The following is a 15303-nucleotide window of genomic DNA, read 5'->3' on the forward strand; positions in this document are numbered from 1 at the left end:
GCTTCAAGCTATTTACCAGGCACGTATATTTGATCAAATACGCCTCCGTCATTGAAATGCTTCTCCTGGGTTTCTTCCCATGTTCCGAACACATCTTTTAAAGTGAATAATTCAACATTAGGAAAGTTATCTTTATATTTCTCTTTCACACTATCGAGTGTAGGACGGTAATAGTTCTCAGCGGCGATTATCTGCCCTTCCTCTGTGTACAAATATTGCAAGTAGGCCTCTGCCACTTCTCGAGTTCCCCGTTTATCAACCACTTTATCGACCACAGCAACTGGAGGTTCAGCCAGAATACTTACGGAAGGATACACAATATCAAACTTATCAGGACCTAGTTCTTTTACTGACAGAATAGCTTCGTTCTCCCATGCAAGCAATACATCACCTATACCACGTTCTACAAATGTCGTTGTTGATCCGCGTGCACCAGTATCTAATACAGGAACATTCTTGAATAGATTTTTGACGAATTGTTGCGCTTTGACCTCATCATTTCCATTCTCACGCAAAGCGTACCCCCATGCGGCAAGGTAATTCCAGCGTGCTCCACCTGAAGTCTTAGGGTTAGGCGTTATTACTTCCACACCATCCTTGATTAAATCCGACCATTCCTTAATATCTTTAGGATTTCCCTTTTTCACTAAGAACACAATCGTTGAAGTATAAGGTGAACTATTCAGCTCGAACTTACTTTCCCAGCCTTCGTTAATTACACCATCTTTTTGAAGAGCGTCAATGTCATATCCCAATGCTAAAGTGACCACATCTGCTTCTAATCCATCAATAACCGCTCTACTTTGTTTCCCTGAACCGCCATGTGACTGCTTAATAGTTACCTTCTGTCCCTGTTCCTTCTCCCAATAGGTGGCGAATGCTTTATTGTAACTTTCGTATAACTCACGTGTTGGATCATAGGATACGTTCAGGAGTTCTACATCCTTCAATTTTTCTACCTCTTCTGTCTTCAGTGTATTCGTAGTAGTTGGAGCTGCAGCATTATCTGTCTTCGTCGTATTATTACCACATGCAGCTATCACCACAGTCATCAGTAGTAGTAGTAGTAGTAGTCCCATTACCATCCCTGGTTTCAACGTTTTCTTCATCATTATCACTCCCATTATTCTTCTCTACCTTCTACAAATAGGAACACAAAATAGACAGAGGAATATCACCTATACATGCTGTCATTCCGGTCACATTGAACCGTGATTGCAGCCTTGAAAGTGATTTCCTCCGTCTGTACGGTAAGAAACGATATTTTATTATTCCTACCTGTTTAGTATGGTATGATCATATTGTAATGAGGATAGACTCATGTGTCAATCCTTTTTTATTAACCTCCACAATTCAGGAAACAATATCCAAAAGTTATAAAACATGTAATTGTTAAGTTTCGATTTGTCAGTGTATAATATTTATATATATGTTAATCAATTATATATAAATGAATGGAGGTTGGAAGTTATGATGGAATTGGATATATCGGAGAACTCTCTGCCTGTCTATGAAGCTTTAGCAAGTAAGGTCAGATTAAATATGATTCAATTGTTAGCCAAACAACATATGAACATTCGTGAGTTAGCAGAAGCACTAGGACTTAGTAGTGCTATTATGACTATGCACGTTAAAAAATTGGAAAAGGCTAAGTTGATCTCGACTCGTATGGTCCCTGGTAAGGGTGGTGTGCAGAAGATATGCTCACTGGCTACTGACAAATTAGAAATTATGATGCCTTTACCACTAGATCAAGTTCGTGAATTCCATCAAACAGTTGTGTCTGTAGGGCACTATACCGATTTCAATGTTGCACCTACATGCGGTCTAGCCACTGTAGATCATATCATAGGCGAATTTGACGAGCCTCGCTATTTCTTAGATCCGGAACGGGTACACGCCAAAATATTATGGTTCGGACAGGGCTTCATCGAGTATAAAGCACCTAATTTCCTACTCGCAAGTCAAAAACCAGAAGAGCTTGAAATTTCATTGGAAGTATCCTCTGAGGCTCCCTTTACGAATGATAATTGGCCTTCTGACCTATCTTTTTATTTAAATGATACTCTCCTTGGTAGCTGGACAAGCCCTGGAGATTACGGAGATAAGCCCGGTAAGCATACACCTACATGGTGGCCAAGTGTTGTTAACCAATATGGCCTTCTAAAGCGCCTTAGAGTAACACATGAAGGTACCTTCATGGATGGTCACCTCATTTCCAATGTGAAGCTAGATCAGTTATCTATCGAAAATAAGCAATGGTCCTTCCGCATTGCTGTGCTTGACGATGCTCAACATATCGGCGGTGTCACACTGTTCGGTACAGGATTCGGTAACTACAATCAGGATATTCTATTCAAGCTCTATTACACGCAGGAAACTCAACAGACTCAAGCATAGTTCTGTCCCACCTATTGTTCTTCGTGGGATTATCCTTGACCTGCTATTTGGAGACCACAGCGCTTGTAGGGACGGTCCCTTCGCCAAGCGTTCTCAGAACACCTAATTTTCTTTCACCTACCAAGTAGAAACGGCTATGCCGTCTTTTTTCAAAGACGATACCCGTTTCAGCGGAATTTAAGATGTTTCATGGAATATGGATGGATCAGGTGGTGAAATATTTATGTACTGAAGTTAATGTTTAGTGAAATTAATCTGCGACCTAAATAGGATTAAGCACAGCTGTTAATATAATACAAAGTACGATACCGGTCTGATTCACTTTTACATAGGCTTCTGGGATTTCCTTCATTTGATCCACCGTCCTATTCTATTAAAATGATGACGATGATGATCTAAAAATAGTGCCATTATTCCTATGTATTCAATATGAATTATTTCATGTACAAAAATAGCCCTGCGGATTTGCAGGACTTATCTAAGTCATAACTATGAATTTCATCATTTAGTCACCGATTGAATATCTCGCGTTACATCTAATAATGTGATCTTATCGTAATGACGCTCTAGCGCCGATTCTCCACCACTATAAATTCGATCCATAATATCCTGAATGTGTTCAGATACTACGCAGGGTGATTCCCCTCCTCCAGAACACCAACTCGGTTGCAGTGAACCACGAGCAAGTAGACGATACAGATCTCCAAGGGTTACCTCAGCACTGTCAATGTTCAACAGATACCCACCGCCAACACCTTCCTTCGTCGTTACATACCCTTGCTTCCGAAGCAAACCAAGTACTTTGCGAACACGTGCTGGATGAGTACATACACTCTTAGCAATGACATCACTATTAGCCATCTGATCTTTCCTTAAGCTAAGAAGGGTTAAACAATGGACGGCAATATTAAACTCACTATTCATTTCATCGCTCCCTATCATCTGTAATTGTATGCATAACAGTTATAGTTGTCAAGCTTCCTATTCATTTCAAATTGAAAATAGTTATCCTTATGATATAATAAACATACTTATAAATTAATTGGAGGGGTTCTCAAATTGTTCAATATTAGTCCCTCACTTCTTCAGCTTGGAACAACTCTGGGAGCTGCTGTTATTGCGCTACTCGCTATATTCATTCGATCCAAAGCAAGCAGTTCACCTATCACAATGAGAAAGATTATTATACCACCCCTTGGGATGTCTACGGGATTTCTCATGTTCGTTGCACCTTTTACGCATATTCCCCTGCTATGGGCTGCTATATCTTTTGTGATCGGTTGGTTTGTGTTCTCCTACCCACTTATCCGCAGCACTCGTTTCAAAATCATGGATGGTCAGATCTACTCTGATCAATCTCGAAGCTTCACTTTCATCTTACTTGGAATGCTCACGATTCGTATGTTCCTGCACCAAATTATTGAACAATACGTTACCATTCCACAGACCGGCGCCATATTCTTCATCTTAGCTTTTGGAATGATCGTGCGTTGGCGTGTATTTATGGTGAAAGAATACAAAAATTTAACCCAGTTAAGCGAACCTGTTGAATAAAATAACGCTATCAAGAAAAACGCCGATCGGCGCCCTTAGTTAAAGATTTCATATAGTGAGGATGTTTACATTTCCTATGCCAGTGGTACATTGTATCTCTAACAGGTAGGAGCTACAACACCAATAATCGCCTTCACCATTCACTATTAGGTACATTAAATACATCTAAATTCAAGCCAATTCCTCTGAAGCTAACTTTAGTTGCATGGAGTACATCTAGATTACTGGAATCCTCACTTTTCACCGTTATCGCCATTTTTAACTGTAGTTTTTACAACTAATTCCTTCATTTCCTACTTTCCCTTCTAATTAAATGTAGTTTATGCATCTATTCTTGTCTCACCTTCACTACCTTCATCACGAAGCATTGTTCGTCACTCTAACATCGTCACTCTAACATCGCCACTCTCTGCAAAAATAGATAGACTTTTAAATATCATAAAGGTTAGAGTAGACCGTCCTCCAAATAACTTATACTTTCTTAATAATTTAAAACAAACCGTCCAACGTCATTCGTTGGGCGGTTTGTTAAAATGATTGAATAATATAGTTGACGTTATTATATACATGAGTTATTATTACGTTGTACGATATACCGCCAAACGTAATAACAGGAGATGGTTAATGTGAGTGTCAAATCTTTAGGTCGCTTTTCAGAACCTACCCTATTCATTCTGATTAGTGTAGCGGAGAACAATATGCATGGTTACGCCATCATGGAAGATATCAAGACCTCCTATAATGTCAGTATTGGACCAGGCACTTTATATGGAGCCATTAGCAGAATGGAAAAGATGGGCTTAATTGAGGCCGTTCCTACCAGTGATAGAACTCAGCCCTATTGTATTACGGAGTTAGGTAGAGAGTTCTTAAAAGAGAGATTACACGAACTACAGACCGTTTCAACACTAGGATTCAAAAGGTTGGGATTAGCGTGAATTTTCTGTTGAAGCTATATCCGAAAAAGTGGAGAGATCGTTATGGTGATGAATTCTTATTTCTTCTGGAGAAGAGAAATCTTTCTTTTAAAGATGTGGCTGACATCATCTTAAATGCACTCGATACAAGATTACTACTATTCGTTGAGGAGGTTATTCAATTGAATCGCAAACAAAATGCACTTAGCCGTTCTCCATTGATAAGAACTCTCGTGTTCGGTGCTATCATTTTAGGAGGGATGGGTGGAGGATATCTTATTTCGCAGAATTTGATACATATCACTACATTATCTTCTCCAACAGTATTATTCATTGGTGTAGGATTAGGAATCGTATTAGGTTATACCTTAGGAGTAGCACGTGGAATTATTAGAGTTATCAAGACGGCACAACAAGAAGACGTATTTCTTCCAAAAGGCATACTAAAGTTCGAAAAAGAAGGATAATTTCATGCGAAAAAATCTCATATAGAAATGCACTCCATAGAATTTTATCGGCTAAACCTGAGGGTTTCTCCACTATCTATTCTAAGGGGTGCATTTCTTCATTATTCTCGGGTTAATCGTTGCTTTTCATAACACGATATATTGCAATAAATCTATTCACCTTATTCCTCGTAAATCTTCGTCAGCAGGCCACCGAGTTCCTGAAGCGCTTCTTCCTCGCGCTCACCATCGACTTCTAGTGTTACATCATCACCTTTTGCCAAACCCAACGCCAACATACTAAGTGAGCTCTTTCCGTTGACCTTCTTTATGCCTTTGATCAAGCTTACCTTGCATGGAAACTGAGTCGCAGCTTGAACGAACATTTTAGTTGGACGAGCATGGAACCCAGATGGATGAATGATAGTATACGTTTGTGATAGCATTATAAATGTCTCCTTTGTTCTACGAATTGTTTAACTTCTTCCTGCGTTCCCATAACTAGTGCTTCTTCTGCGAGATCCGCCCACTCACTCTTGGACAATTGACCGATCAACTCACGTGCAGACAGAACAGAACCAGCACTCATACTGAATTCATTCAGTCCCATGCCGAGCAATAGCGGAATCGCCGTTAGTTCGCCCGCCATCTCACCGCACATACCGGTCCATTTGCCAGCTCTCTCGGCCGCTTTGATGACCATATTTACAAGTCGCAGGATCGAAGGATGATAAGGCTGATAAAGATAAGCTACGGATTTATTCATCCGATCCGCCGCCATCGTGTATTGGATTAGATCATTCGTTCCAATACTGAAGAAGTCGACTTCTTTGGCGAAATGATCAGCATTCAGCGCAGCAGCTGGAATCTCAATCATCATGCCCACCTCAATATTGTCGGATACAGCAATTCCTTCCTGTTGAAGCTTGACTCGCTCCTCTTCCAGAATATGCTTCGCCTCACGCAGTTCGCTCAGTACTGCAATCATAGGGAACATGATGTTCAGCTTACCTGCCGTACTGGCCCGTAGCAGGGCACGCAATTGGGTACGGAATAGATCCTGACGCTCCAAACATAACCGCAAAGCGCGAAGACCGAGAAACGGATTGCTTTCCTTGGGCAACTCCAGATAAGGAAGCTCTTTGTCGCCGCCGATATCTAGTGTTCGGATGACAACACGTTTGCCATTCATTTTTTCAAGAACATGCTTATATATTTGATACTGTTCTTCTTCAGTCGGAAACGAACTTCGTCCCATATATATAAATTCTGTACGGAATAGACCAACGCCATCGGCACCATTCTCAAGTACCTTCGCCAAATCTTCAATGCTACCGATGTTAGCCGCTAGCTCAAGATGCTGTCCATCCTTGGATACAGAAGGCTGCTCAGCTAAAAGTTTCAACTGTACTCTGCGTTCTTCATAACGTTGCTTCTTTTCACGATATTCTAATAACTCTTCCTCAGAGGGATCTACAATAACATTGCCTTCCGTCGCATCGATAATAATCATTGTACCATTGGCAATGGAGGCTGCCGCTATACCCACACCGACAACAGCCGGAACTTCCAGTGAACGCGCCATAATGGCAGAATGCGAAGTGCGGCTTCCCACTTCCGTTACAAAGCCCCGCACATAATTTAGATCAAGCTGTGCCGTATCCGAAGGTGTTAAGTCTTCTGTAATGATGATTGTTTCCTCAGAAATACCGGATAGCGTAGCGTACGGCTTACCGATCAGATGACTCATTACCCTTCCCGATACATCCTTCACGTCGATCGCTCGCTCGCGGAGTAGAGCATTATCCATTTCTCGGAGCATTTTAACGACTCCAGTAGTCACTTCATACAATGCATATTCGGCATTTAATTGATCTTCAGCCATTTTGTCCAGTGATGCATCAATAAGATCAGGGTCTTCCAACAAGAACATATGGGCTTCAAAAATTTCAGCTTTTTGTGCACCCAACCTTTGTTCTGTGAGCTTACGGATTTCGTCAATCTCGCTTATTGATTCCTTTACAGCTTGGCGAAAACGTTCAGCTTCCGATTCAACATTGGTAATTGTCTGCTTCTGCGGAATATGTTCTGTATTGGCATATCGGAATGCCTTAGCTATGGAAATTCCCGGGGAAGCAGCGACACCCGTCAGTATATTTGTCATGATGTTGACTCCTCTCCATCCATTGGTTATGCCCGCGGGGCAGAAATTTGATCGTAACTGTCGATCACGAGACGATACACAGGATGTCCTTCTGGAATGGATGTGTATTCTGTGATTGTTGGACCGATACCTTGATCCTTAATCGATTGTTGAAGGATAAGCGATTCTGGGTCTTCCTCATTAACGAAGCGGAGAGCCGCAGCCATTACCATAGCTAGCTGTTTCGGCTCTATCCCCATTTCGTGCGCTTGCAGAGCTGGCTTAACAAGCCGGTCATTCGGTGACAGCTTGCGGATCGGTGAACGGCCCACCCGTGTCACTTCATCGGTTAGATGAGGATTACGGAAACGCCCAATAATGGTTTCAATGTATTTGCCATGTTCTACTTTGTCAAAGCCATATTGAGCTACAAGAACAGCTCCTGTCTCGCTCAATGTTTCCTTTATTTCATCAACAACACTGTCATCAGCCATGGCTTGCTGGATCGTCTCATACCCTTTCAGGTTGCCGATGTAAGCCGCAGCACAGTGACCTGTATTGACCGTAAACAACTTGCGTTCAATAAATGGAGTAAGATTATCGACGTAGTGGATACCTTTAATTGGCTTATAGCCTTCAAACATAGCAGAAGAATCGACCACCCACTCATAGAATGGCTCAACTATGACCGCAAGCGGATCAGCATTATGCTGAATTGGTACGATTCGGTCTACAGCAGCATCTGGAAACGCTACAAATTCGGCAGCTTTCAACTTAGATGCTTCATCTAGATGACTATATACATGTTCCTTCAGTTGAGTGCTACCACCAATGGTATTTTCACAGGCAATGATATGCAATTTCCCTGCTCCATTGGCAATCCGTTTCTCAATACCAAGAGCAATCCCAGCAGCGATGTGCTTTAGAATATTGACACCAACGGCCGTTGTGACCAAGTCTGCTTCCGCAACAGCCGTAACGACTGCATCCAGATTCGTCCCATCAATCGCGGTTACCCCTTCGACATGCAGTTGCTCTTTGTCGTCATCAGCCAGCGTCACTGTATATTCACCTCGCTTTTGTAATTCTTCAACGATCGTCTGATTCACATCAGAGAAAATGACCTCATAACCAGATTGTGAAAGTAGTAATCCGATAAAACCACGTCCAATGTTACCTGCTCCGAAATGTACGGCTTTCATTCTTCTTCCATTCCTTTTTCAAAAATTTCGATCATTTCTTCTGGAGTTGAAGCTTTCAGAATCCGCTCAATACTTTCATCATCTGAGCAAATCATTGCAACGTTGGTCAGAATATCTAGGTGATCATCCCCAATGGCCGCAATCCCGATGACCAAATGCGCAATGTCGCCCTCACCGAAGTCCACACCTTCAGGAAGCTGCACAATAGAAAGTCCTGTGGATTTAACGAACCCCTTGGATTGGCTTGTACCGTGCGGGATAGCAAGGCCACCACCCATATATGTGGAAAGAGAGTCTTCACGTTCAATCATACTGTCAATATAATTTAGCTCTACGTGTCCAGCCTGCACTAACAGTTCACCAGCTATACGAATCGCCTCGTATTTATCGTTAACAACTGCGTTCAATTTCACTTTATTCGGGGAAAGTATATTCATTTATCTTCACTCTCTTTCTATTTTTGTATTGAAAAATATTTTTAAGTGGCCTGTCAAATAGTTACGAATCGTTGTTTCCTCACCTGCTTCTAGCAGTGCAATCATGTCACTATCAAGTAGCATTGCGCTAATCTCGCTGAGTACTTCTAGGCTTTCTCGCGACATCGTCTGAGGTGCAAGCATCAACAAGAACTGGTTTAGTTGCGAAGGTGGTACCGTCGCAACCTGAAGCGAACCAACCAATCGAAAAAGCGACAAAGATGACTGTTTCACTTCAGGGCTCCGAGTATGAAACAGAGCAAGGGCAGTGCCGGGAATCATTTGGCTTCCACTTTGCTCACGTTCAAGCAATTGTTTCGTGACAGTAGAAGCGCTTATAATAAAGCCCTCCTCCTCCACATATCGGCATGCCTCTTCTAGTATCTCGCGCAGTTCATAACTTCCCTCTTGGATCTGAATGACTTTGAATTGTTCGGTCAATCGCACGATTTCATTTAACGTATTATTCAAACTTTGCAGATGAACGAATGCGGGCTGCGAAGTCATCTTTTCCTTACCAATGGATACGCTAGCACCAATACTATCCAGCGTCTGTTCCCTTATAAAGGATCGCAATCGTTCTGATTCCCCAGACGTGAGGAGTGGGCTAACCTTCATATATTGCCCAGAATCAAGCGGTAAATCAATCGTAGAGATAATCAGATCATACGTCTTCTCCGGAATTCTGGATGCCTCATACCATGACACCCGATCAACAATGTATATCTGTGGAAGCTCCTTCTGAAGTCGAATCTGCAGTAGCTTGGAAGAACCTATGCCGCTAGTACATACCAATATGGCGCGTACTTCTCGCTGCAGCTGTTTGAGTCGCTCAAGCGACGCCCCGAAGTGCATGACAAGGAATCCTATTTCCTCATTTGGCACATCCAGTTCGGGAAGTACGCTATTCGTTGATTCGCGTACGATCCCAAACAATCTGGCATAATCCCTTATTATCTGATCCAGAAGTGGATTGCGTATATTCAGGCCATCATGCAACCTCTGAATAGCTACTTTCATATGATCAAATAACCCTTCCCGAAGAGAACGATCTTCACTGAAGTCTACTCCCATCACCTGCTGTATATGTCGGATAAGAGAACGTACCGTTTCCGCTAGTGCCAAATCATCCCCAGGCAGAAGCATCATACCTTCACGCTGTGCACGTTCCAAGAGTCCTAATATATAGGACATCTCAGCAGGTGGTAGTGATGCACCCATATGTTTGGACAGCATTTCCGTCAGCACGCGTATCTCGGTTTCGTCCTGCGGTACGCGGTTCTCTATCCGCTTCGTTTCATATTGAGCATCAACGGTCTTACCTGCGCGAATCCGCTGCAGTGCAATGGACAGCCGAATCAACAAATCAGTATACGTATTCTCGCTTAAGCGTTCGGCCCAGTGCCCCTCCCAATTCCATAAGATGCCCTCAACATCCGCCATCTCTTTTTTTCCTGCAATCATCAATAATTCCCTGTCAAGTGAATGATTCGATCGCTCATCATGGAAGCTAATTAACTCTGCGTCGTCAAGTCTCAGCTTAATTAGCTGCCGTATCGTCTCCCGTAGCGGCTCTTCCTTAGCTGATAGTTCGACACCATATCCTCTTCTTCGAATCAGAGTTACACCAAATTTCTTAACCCAACTGGCAAGTTCATCAAGATCACTAACCACAGTAGGGACAGTCACTTTCAACTCGTGAGCCAACGTAAACAGCTTGACTGGCTCATTGTTCTCCAAAAGAAAAATCAGTATATATATTTGTCTTTCATCAGGGGAGAAGTCGGTATGTTCCGAGGTAGAGACAGTGCGCTGTAGCTCCTCTAGTCTCGCCGTCTCACCTTGCAGACGGATGCCAATGCCTGATTTCCTCACTAACATAATCCCACTCGAACGCAATACATCCTCAACCGCTACTAATTCGCGATGTACAGTTCTTGAACTGACATGAATGTCAGCCGCAATTTCTGATGTTGTAAGATCACGGTCGCTCCGAAGTAATAGTTCTAGTATTTGACGAGTTCTACTGGAAACATTCATTCGCAACCTCCTTATAACAGCATAATGACTCAAACGCTGGCGATAAGTCGCCAGCGCTAGAGCCTATTGTGGTGAGATTGACTATCAGCTGAATCGTTCCACGAGTTTTTCATACTCAGGGCTTTTCAGAAAGTTGTCAATGGAGATATGCTCCGCCTTCGGTGCCTTGACTTTAGCCCGATCGGTCAATGACTTATGTGTGATAACGATATCTGCATCATCCGGAATTTCACTTATTGCTGTGTTGATGACTGTAATTTCCGAACCCGCAGCTTTCATCTTTTTGCGCAAGATCGAAGCGCCCATTGCGCTTGAACCCATACCTGCGTCGCAAGAAAAGACGATCTTATGAACATCCTCTACCGGTTTAAGCACTTCGTTGTCAGCTTCGGTAGATTCGACCACTTCCTGAAGCCCCGTATCTTTAACAGCTTCTCTTGCTGCTGCAGGTGCCCCAGCGGCCTTCATATCTTTCAATTTCGAAGTTGCCTGTTCTAGATCATCAGTATCTGAACCATCCTTTTTAGACGTTCTGAGCAGTAGAGCAGCGACAACAAACGAGGCAATCGTTGCTGTCACGACACCGCTTAGCGCCTGCAGAATACCACCTTTAGGCGCCATGATAATGTAAGCGATGATACTGCCAGGAGATGGTGGTGAGACAAGACCGGCCCCAAATAGCATGAACGTAAAGGTCCCTGTGACCCCACCTGCTATTGCAGCTAGAATCAGACGAGGGTTCATTAAGATATACGGAAAGTAGATTTCATGAATACCACCGAAGAAGTGGATAATCGCCGCTCCAGGAGCCGATTGTCTCACGGAACCCCGCCCCACAATCATATAAGCGAGCAGAATACCAAGGCCCGGACCTGGATTAGATTCCAACATGAATAAAATGGATCTCCCGGTTCTGGCAGCTTCATCTAACGCAATCGGACTGAGCACACCATGGTTAATCGCATTGTTTAGGAACAAAATTTTGGCCGGTTCAATAAGGATATTCACCAAAGGGATTAAGTTTTGGTTAACCAAAACTTCCACACCAGCGGTCAGCCCTTTGGTCAACACCTCAATAATAGGACCAACGCCGGAGAAAGAAGCCAAGGTCAGAGCTCCACCGATAATACCGAGCGAGAAATTGTTAACAAGCATTTCGAAGCCTGACTTAATTTTCCCTTCAACCGCGTTATCAAATCGCTTCAGTATCCATGCAGCCAGTGGACCACAAATCATCGCTCCCAAGAACATTGGAATGTCTGTTCCGACGATAACCCCTAGCGTCATCAAGGCGCCGATGACTCCACCGCGTTGTTTGTGTATCATCGTACCGCCCGTATAACCGATCAGCAGCGGAAGTAAATATTTAATACTTGGATCAACCAGGTTTGCTAAGTATGCATTTGGAAACCATCCCGTAGGTATAAACATCGCTGTAATGAGTCCCCAAGCAATGAACGCGCCAATATTCGGCATAACCATCCCGCTCAGGAATCGACCGAACTTTTGAACTCCGACTCGAATGCTCCCAGTTGAAGCTTTGTCCTTAACTTCTCCCATATTCGGTTCCTCCTAAATATATAATCATTTTCTTTTACCGAATCAGCCTAGCTCACCCATTCAATTCAGTATATGTCTATGGTAGGTCGTACATTGCTTTAGAACAACAAAAGGATAACTTCGTTTTGTCAGTCATATTGTTGACATAATTTAAGAAGGTTAATATAGTTTCAATCTTTTCCTATGGATAGCAATATACAGTCCAACAGCTTTATGGTATATTCGAATTATCTGATTGCTAATGCTCCATGTATTACAATAAAATTAATAGGCAATGCTACCTTAATAATTGGGTACAACCTCGGCTATATTTTAGTCTTGTGTTGTGCCCTTTTTTGGTAGTTATGAGAGGAGATTATCATGTTATTAGAAGCTATTTACCATCGTCCGAAACAAAACTGGTGCTACGCTTACGATGAGCGCACCATACATATTAGAATTCGCACCAAACGAAATGACGTTGATGCTGTTCATGCTATGGCCGGTGACAAATATGCATGGGATCAGACAATGGTCTACATCCCTATGACCATTTTGTCGTCTGACGAAATGTTTGATTATTGGGAGTGTGAAGTTATACCGCCGTACCGCCGCTTAAAATATGGATTCTTATTGCAAGAAGGCGATCAGAAATTATGGATGACGGAGTACACTTTCTTGGATGAGCCTCCTGCGGATCCGAATCGTCTCTTTGAATTTCCATATATCAATTTAATCGATGTATTTACAACACCTGAGTGGGTCAAGGATGCGGTGTTCTATCAGATATTTCCGGAAAGATTTGCAAATGGCGATCCTAGCATCAACCCTGTAGGAACACTCCCATGGGGCGGAACACCAAGACCTGATAATTTCTTCGGTGGAGATTTACAAGGCGTTATTGATCACATTGATTATCTGAGCAACTTAGGAATCAATGCACTCTATTTCACACCATTATTTATAGCAACTACGAACCATAAATACGATACCGAAGATTATTTACAGCTTGATCCTCAATTCGGTGATATTGACTTGCTGAAGAAGCTAGTATCTATCTGTCATGAACGTGGAATACGTGTCGTCATGGATGCTGTATTTAATCATTCTGGCAGAACATTCGCACCATTTGTCGATGTTCAGAAGAATGGGGAACAGTCCCGCTACCGTGATTGGTTCCATGTGTCCAAATTCCCGATCACAGTAGAGAATGGCATTCCAACATACGATACCTTTGCCTTCGAGCCTTTGATGCCTAAGCTTAATACCGAGAATCCTGAAGTCAAAGCCTATCTACTCCATGTGGCAGAATATTGGATTACAGAGGTTGGTATTGACGGTTGGCGGCTTGATGTCGCCAATGAGGTAGATCATCAATTCTGGAGAGAATTCCGCCAAGCCGTTAAGAAAGCGAAACCCGATGCTTATATACTAGGTGAAATATGGCATGATTCCTCAAATTGGCTACAAGGTGATCAATTTGATGCGGTCATGAATTATCCTTCCACCAATGCGATCCTTGATTTCTTCGTAGAAGGTTCCACGGATGCAGAAGGATTCTCACATGCCATCGGCAAACAGCTAGCTCATCATCCTCGTCAAGCAAATGAGGTCGCTTTTAACTTGCTTGATAGCCATGATACAGCGCGTCTAATAACACTCTGTAAGGGTGATAAGCGCACAATGAAGCTCGCTGTCACATTCTTATTCACCTTTACAGGCACACCTTGTATTTACTACGGTGATGAAATAGGTCTAACCGGTGGGCATGATCCTGAATGTCGGAAATGCATGGAGTGGGATCCTGCTAAACAGGATCAGGATCTATTCAAATTCTACCAACAATTGATAACGATTCGTTTGAATCATCGTGCACTTCGTACAGGTTCATTTACATTCCTATCTTCTGCTGCAGATAGTGCAATCATTGCTTATGCACGTGAGGATGAGAATGAGAAATTCGTCATTATTATGAATAATAGTAGCCAACATCAATCCACTAAAATCGCTTTAGAGGAGTCCCAATTCGAGGATATCCGCTCAGCTCAATCGCATAGTGTCAATAATGGTTCACTGAACATAGAATTGCTTCCTTACGAATGTTTGATATTAAAAGCTGTGCGTAAATAGACACTTGAAAATAATAAAAGGGGTATTCCACCAGCCTATCATCCGGCCATGGAATACCCTCTTTAGCTATTAACATCGCGTTCATTCAGAATTTACGAATTCATCTTAAGTTATAAATTTAACTAATGTTTGATTGAACTTCTCAGACATTTCTTCAAGCCGCTTCGATAAACCTACTAACTTCTCGCTTACAATATATTGCTCATTGGACATTGAAGCAACCTCCTCCGTCGATGCACTTGTCTCTTGGACTACGGCACTTATAGAAGTGATGGACGCAGATAATACGACAATACCAGTAAACAATAACATGAATAATTTCATCCCGATTGTTCTTGGATGTATTCTATGTATCCATTTCAAAGTCGGCAGCCTCCTTTCATCATTTCAAAAAGGTACAGCCTCTATCCTCACGAGAACTGTACCTTGTTAAAGTTCTAATCAACTATGTTTCAA

The 15303-nt window shown here is 42.5% G+C and carries 15 protein-coding genes; 5 read left to right on the top strand and 10 right to left on the bottom strand.

All coding sequences use genetic code 11. The features are described from left to right. Positions 1-8: 8 nt before the first annotated feature. Entirely contained in the window at positions 9-1109 is a 1101-nt protein-coding gene (locus tag AC1TO9_RS13295) for a sulfate ABC transporter substrate-binding protein (RefSeq protein ID WP_482059488.1), read from the bottom strand. Positions 1110-1473: 364 nt separating this feature from the next. Here AC1TO9_RS13295 and AC1TO9_RS13300 point away from each other — a divergent pair, with 364 nt between their 5' ends. Further along, on the top strand, positions 1474-2400 hold the full coding sequence (locus AC1TO9_RS13300; protein ID WP_482059489.1) for an ArsR/SmtB family transcription factor: 927 nt from the start codon (positions 1474-1476) through the stop codon (positions 2398-2400). Between the two features lie 501 nt (positions 2401-2901). On the opposite strand, the gene AC1TO9_RS13305 is transcribed toward AC1TO9_RS13300, so the two are convergent. Continuing rightward, positions 2902-3324, bottom strand: a complete 423-nt coding sequence (locus tag AC1TO9_RS13305; RefSeq protein ID WP_482056004.1) for an Rrf2 family transcriptional regulator — start codon at positions 3322-3324, stop codon at positions 2902-2904. 135 nt (positions 3325-3459) lie between these two features. Here AC1TO9_RS13305 and AC1TO9_RS13310 point away from each other — a divergent pair, with 135 nt between their 5' ends. Beyond that, positions 3460-3954, top strand: coding sequence for a CcdC family protein (locus AC1TO9_RS13310; protein ID WP_482059392.1), 495 nt, complete (start codon positions 3460-3462; stop codon positions 3952-3954). 133 nt (positions 3955-4087) lie between these two features. On the opposite strand, the gene AC1TO9_RS13315 is transcribed toward AC1TO9_RS13310, so the two are convergent. Then, the gene (locus AC1TO9_RS13315; RefSeq protein ID WP_482056002.1) at positions 4088-4210 is read right to left on the bottom strand and encodes a hypothetical protein; all 123 of its coding nucleotides are present in this window, start codon (positions 4208-4210) and stop codon (positions 4088-4090) included. A gap of 370 nt (positions 4211-4580) precedes the next feature. Between AC1TO9_RS13315 and AC1TO9_RS13320 the strand changes: the two genes are divergently transcribed. Beyond that, the gene (locus tag AC1TO9_RS13320; protein WP_482056001.1) at positions 4581-4892 is read left to right on the top strand and encodes a PadR family transcriptional regulator; all 312 of its coding nucleotides are present in this window, start codon (positions 4581-4583) and stop codon (positions 4890-4892) included. Continuing rightward, complete coding sequence (locus tag AC1TO9_RS13325; RefSeq protein WP_482056000.1) at positions 4889-5338, top strand: hypothetical protein; 450 nt, start codon at positions 4889-4891, stop codon at positions 5336-5338. The genes AC1TO9_RS13320 and AC1TO9_RS13325 overlap by 4 nt, the downstream gene beginning before the upstream one ends. A gap of 161 nt (positions 5339-5499) precedes the next feature. Here AC1TO9_RS13325 and AC1TO9_RS13330 read toward each other — a convergent pair whose 3' ends face one another. The 6 genes from AC1TO9_RS13330 to AC1TO9_RS13355 all read right to left on the bottom strand — a co-directional run bounded on the left by AC1TO9_RS13330 (position 5500) and on the right by AC1TO9_RS13355 (position 12738). Then, the gene (locus tag AC1TO9_RS13330; RefSeq protein WP_482055999.1) at positions 5500-5763 is read right to left on the bottom strand and encodes an HPr family phosphocarrier protein; all 264 of its coding nucleotides are present in this window, start codon (positions 5761-5763) and stop codon (positions 5500-5502) included. Next, positions 5763-7481 carry a phosphoenolpyruvate--protein phosphotransferase gene (gene ptsP / locus AC1TO9_RS13335; RefSeq protein ID WP_482059393.1) on the bottom strand — a complete coding sequence of 573 codons (1719 nt, stop codon included), beginning with the start codon at positions 7479-7481 and terminating at the stop codon, positions 5763-5765. Before ptsP ends, AC1TO9_RS13330 begins: the two co-directional genes overlap by 1 nt. A gap of 26 nt (positions 7482-7507) precedes the next feature. Further along, complete coding sequence (locus AC1TO9_RS13340; protein ID WP_482059394.1) at positions 7508-8662, bottom strand: mannitol-1-phosphate 5-dehydrogenase; 1155 nt, start codon at positions 8660-8662, stop codon at positions 7508-7510. Continuing rightward, positions 8659-9099 (bottom strand): PTS mannitol transporter subunit IIA, encoded by a 441-nt coding sequence (locus AC1TO9_RS13345; protein ID WP_482055996.1) that lies wholly within the window; start codon positions 9097-9099, stop codon positions 8659-8661. Before AC1TO9_RS13345 ends, AC1TO9_RS13340 begins: the two co-directional genes overlap by 4 nt. Before the next feature lie 6 nt (positions 9100-9105). Next, a complete protein-coding gene (locus tag AC1TO9_RS13350; RefSeq protein WP_482059395.1) occupies positions 9106-11178 on the bottom strand; it encodes a BglG family transcription antiterminator in 2073 nt (690 codons plus the stop codon). Positions 11179-11262: 84 nt separating this feature from the next. Continuing rightward, the gene (locus tag AC1TO9_RS13355) at positions 11263-12738 is read right to left on the bottom strand and encodes a PTS mannitol transporter subunit IIBC (RefSeq protein ID WP_482059396.1); all 1476 of its coding nucleotides are present in this window, start codon (positions 12736-12738) and stop codon (positions 11263-11265) included. A 360-nt stretch (positions 12739-13098) separates the two neighbouring features. On the opposite strand from AC1TO9_RS13355, the gene AC1TO9_RS13360 reads away from it, so the two are divergent. After that, entirely contained in the window at positions 13099-14847 is a 1749-nt protein-coding gene (locus AC1TO9_RS13360; protein ID WP_482059397.1) for an alpha-glycosidase, read from the top strand. 105 nt (positions 14848-14952) lie between these two features. Here the strand turns inward: AC1TO9_RS13360 and AC1TO9_RS13365 are convergent, their stop codons facing one another. After that, positions 14953-15210, bottom strand: coding sequence for a hypothetical protein (locus AC1TO9_RS13365; RefSeq protein WP_482059398.1), 258 nt, complete (start codon positions 15208-15210; stop codon positions 14953-14955). Between the last annotated feature and the right edge of the window lie 93 nt (positions 15211-15303).

It is taken from the genome of Paenibacillus sp. Y916 (assembly GCF_056786435.1).

Bases quoted from the DNA above. Each gene is read 5' to 3' on its own strand.
- AC1TO9_RS13345 (WP_482055996.1), bottom strand. From the start codon at position 9,099: ATGAATATACTTTCCCCGAATAAAGTGAAATTGAACGCAGTTGTTAAC.
- AC1TO9_RS13315 (WP_482056002.1), bottom strand. From the start codon at position 4,210: ATGGCGATAACGGTGAAAAGTGAGGATTCCAGTAATCTAGATGTACTC.
- AC1TO9_RS13330 (WP_482055999.1), bottom strand. From the start codon at position 5,763: ATGCTATCACAAACGTATACTATCATTCATCCATCTGGGTTCCATGCT.
- AC1TO9_RS13355 (WP_482059396.1), bottom strand. From the start codon at position 12,738: ATGGGAGAAGTTAAGGACAAAGCTTCAACTGGGAGCATTCGAGTCGGA.
- AC1TO9_RS13300 (WP_482059489.1), top strand. From the start codon at position 1,474: ATGGAATTGGATATATCGGAGAACTCTCTGCCTGTCTATGAAGCTTTA.
- AC1TO9_RS13305 (WP_482056004.1), bottom strand. From the start codon at position 3,324: ATGAATAGTGAGTTTAATATTGCCGTCCATTGTTTAACCCTTCTTAGC.
- AC1TO9_RS13295 (WP_482059488.1), bottom strand. From the start codon at position 1,109: ATGAAGAAAACGTTGAAACCAGGGATGGTAATGGGACTACTACTACTA.
- AC1TO9_RS13360 (WP_482059397.1), top strand. From the start codon at position 13,099: ATGTTATTAGAAGCTATTTACCATCGTCCGAAACAAAACTGGTGCTAC.
- AC1TO9_RS13350 (WP_482059395.1), bottom strand. From the start codon at position 11,178: ATGAATGTTTCCAGTAGAACTCGTCAAATACTAGAACTATTACTTCGG.
- ptsP (WP_482059393.1), bottom strand. From the start codon at position 7,481: ATGACAAATATACTGACGGGTGTCGCTGCTTCCCCGGGAATTTCCATA.
- AC1TO9_RS13340 (WP_482059394.1), bottom strand. From the start codon at position 8,662: ATGAAAGCCGTACATTTCGGAGCAGGTAACATTGGACGTGGTTTTATC.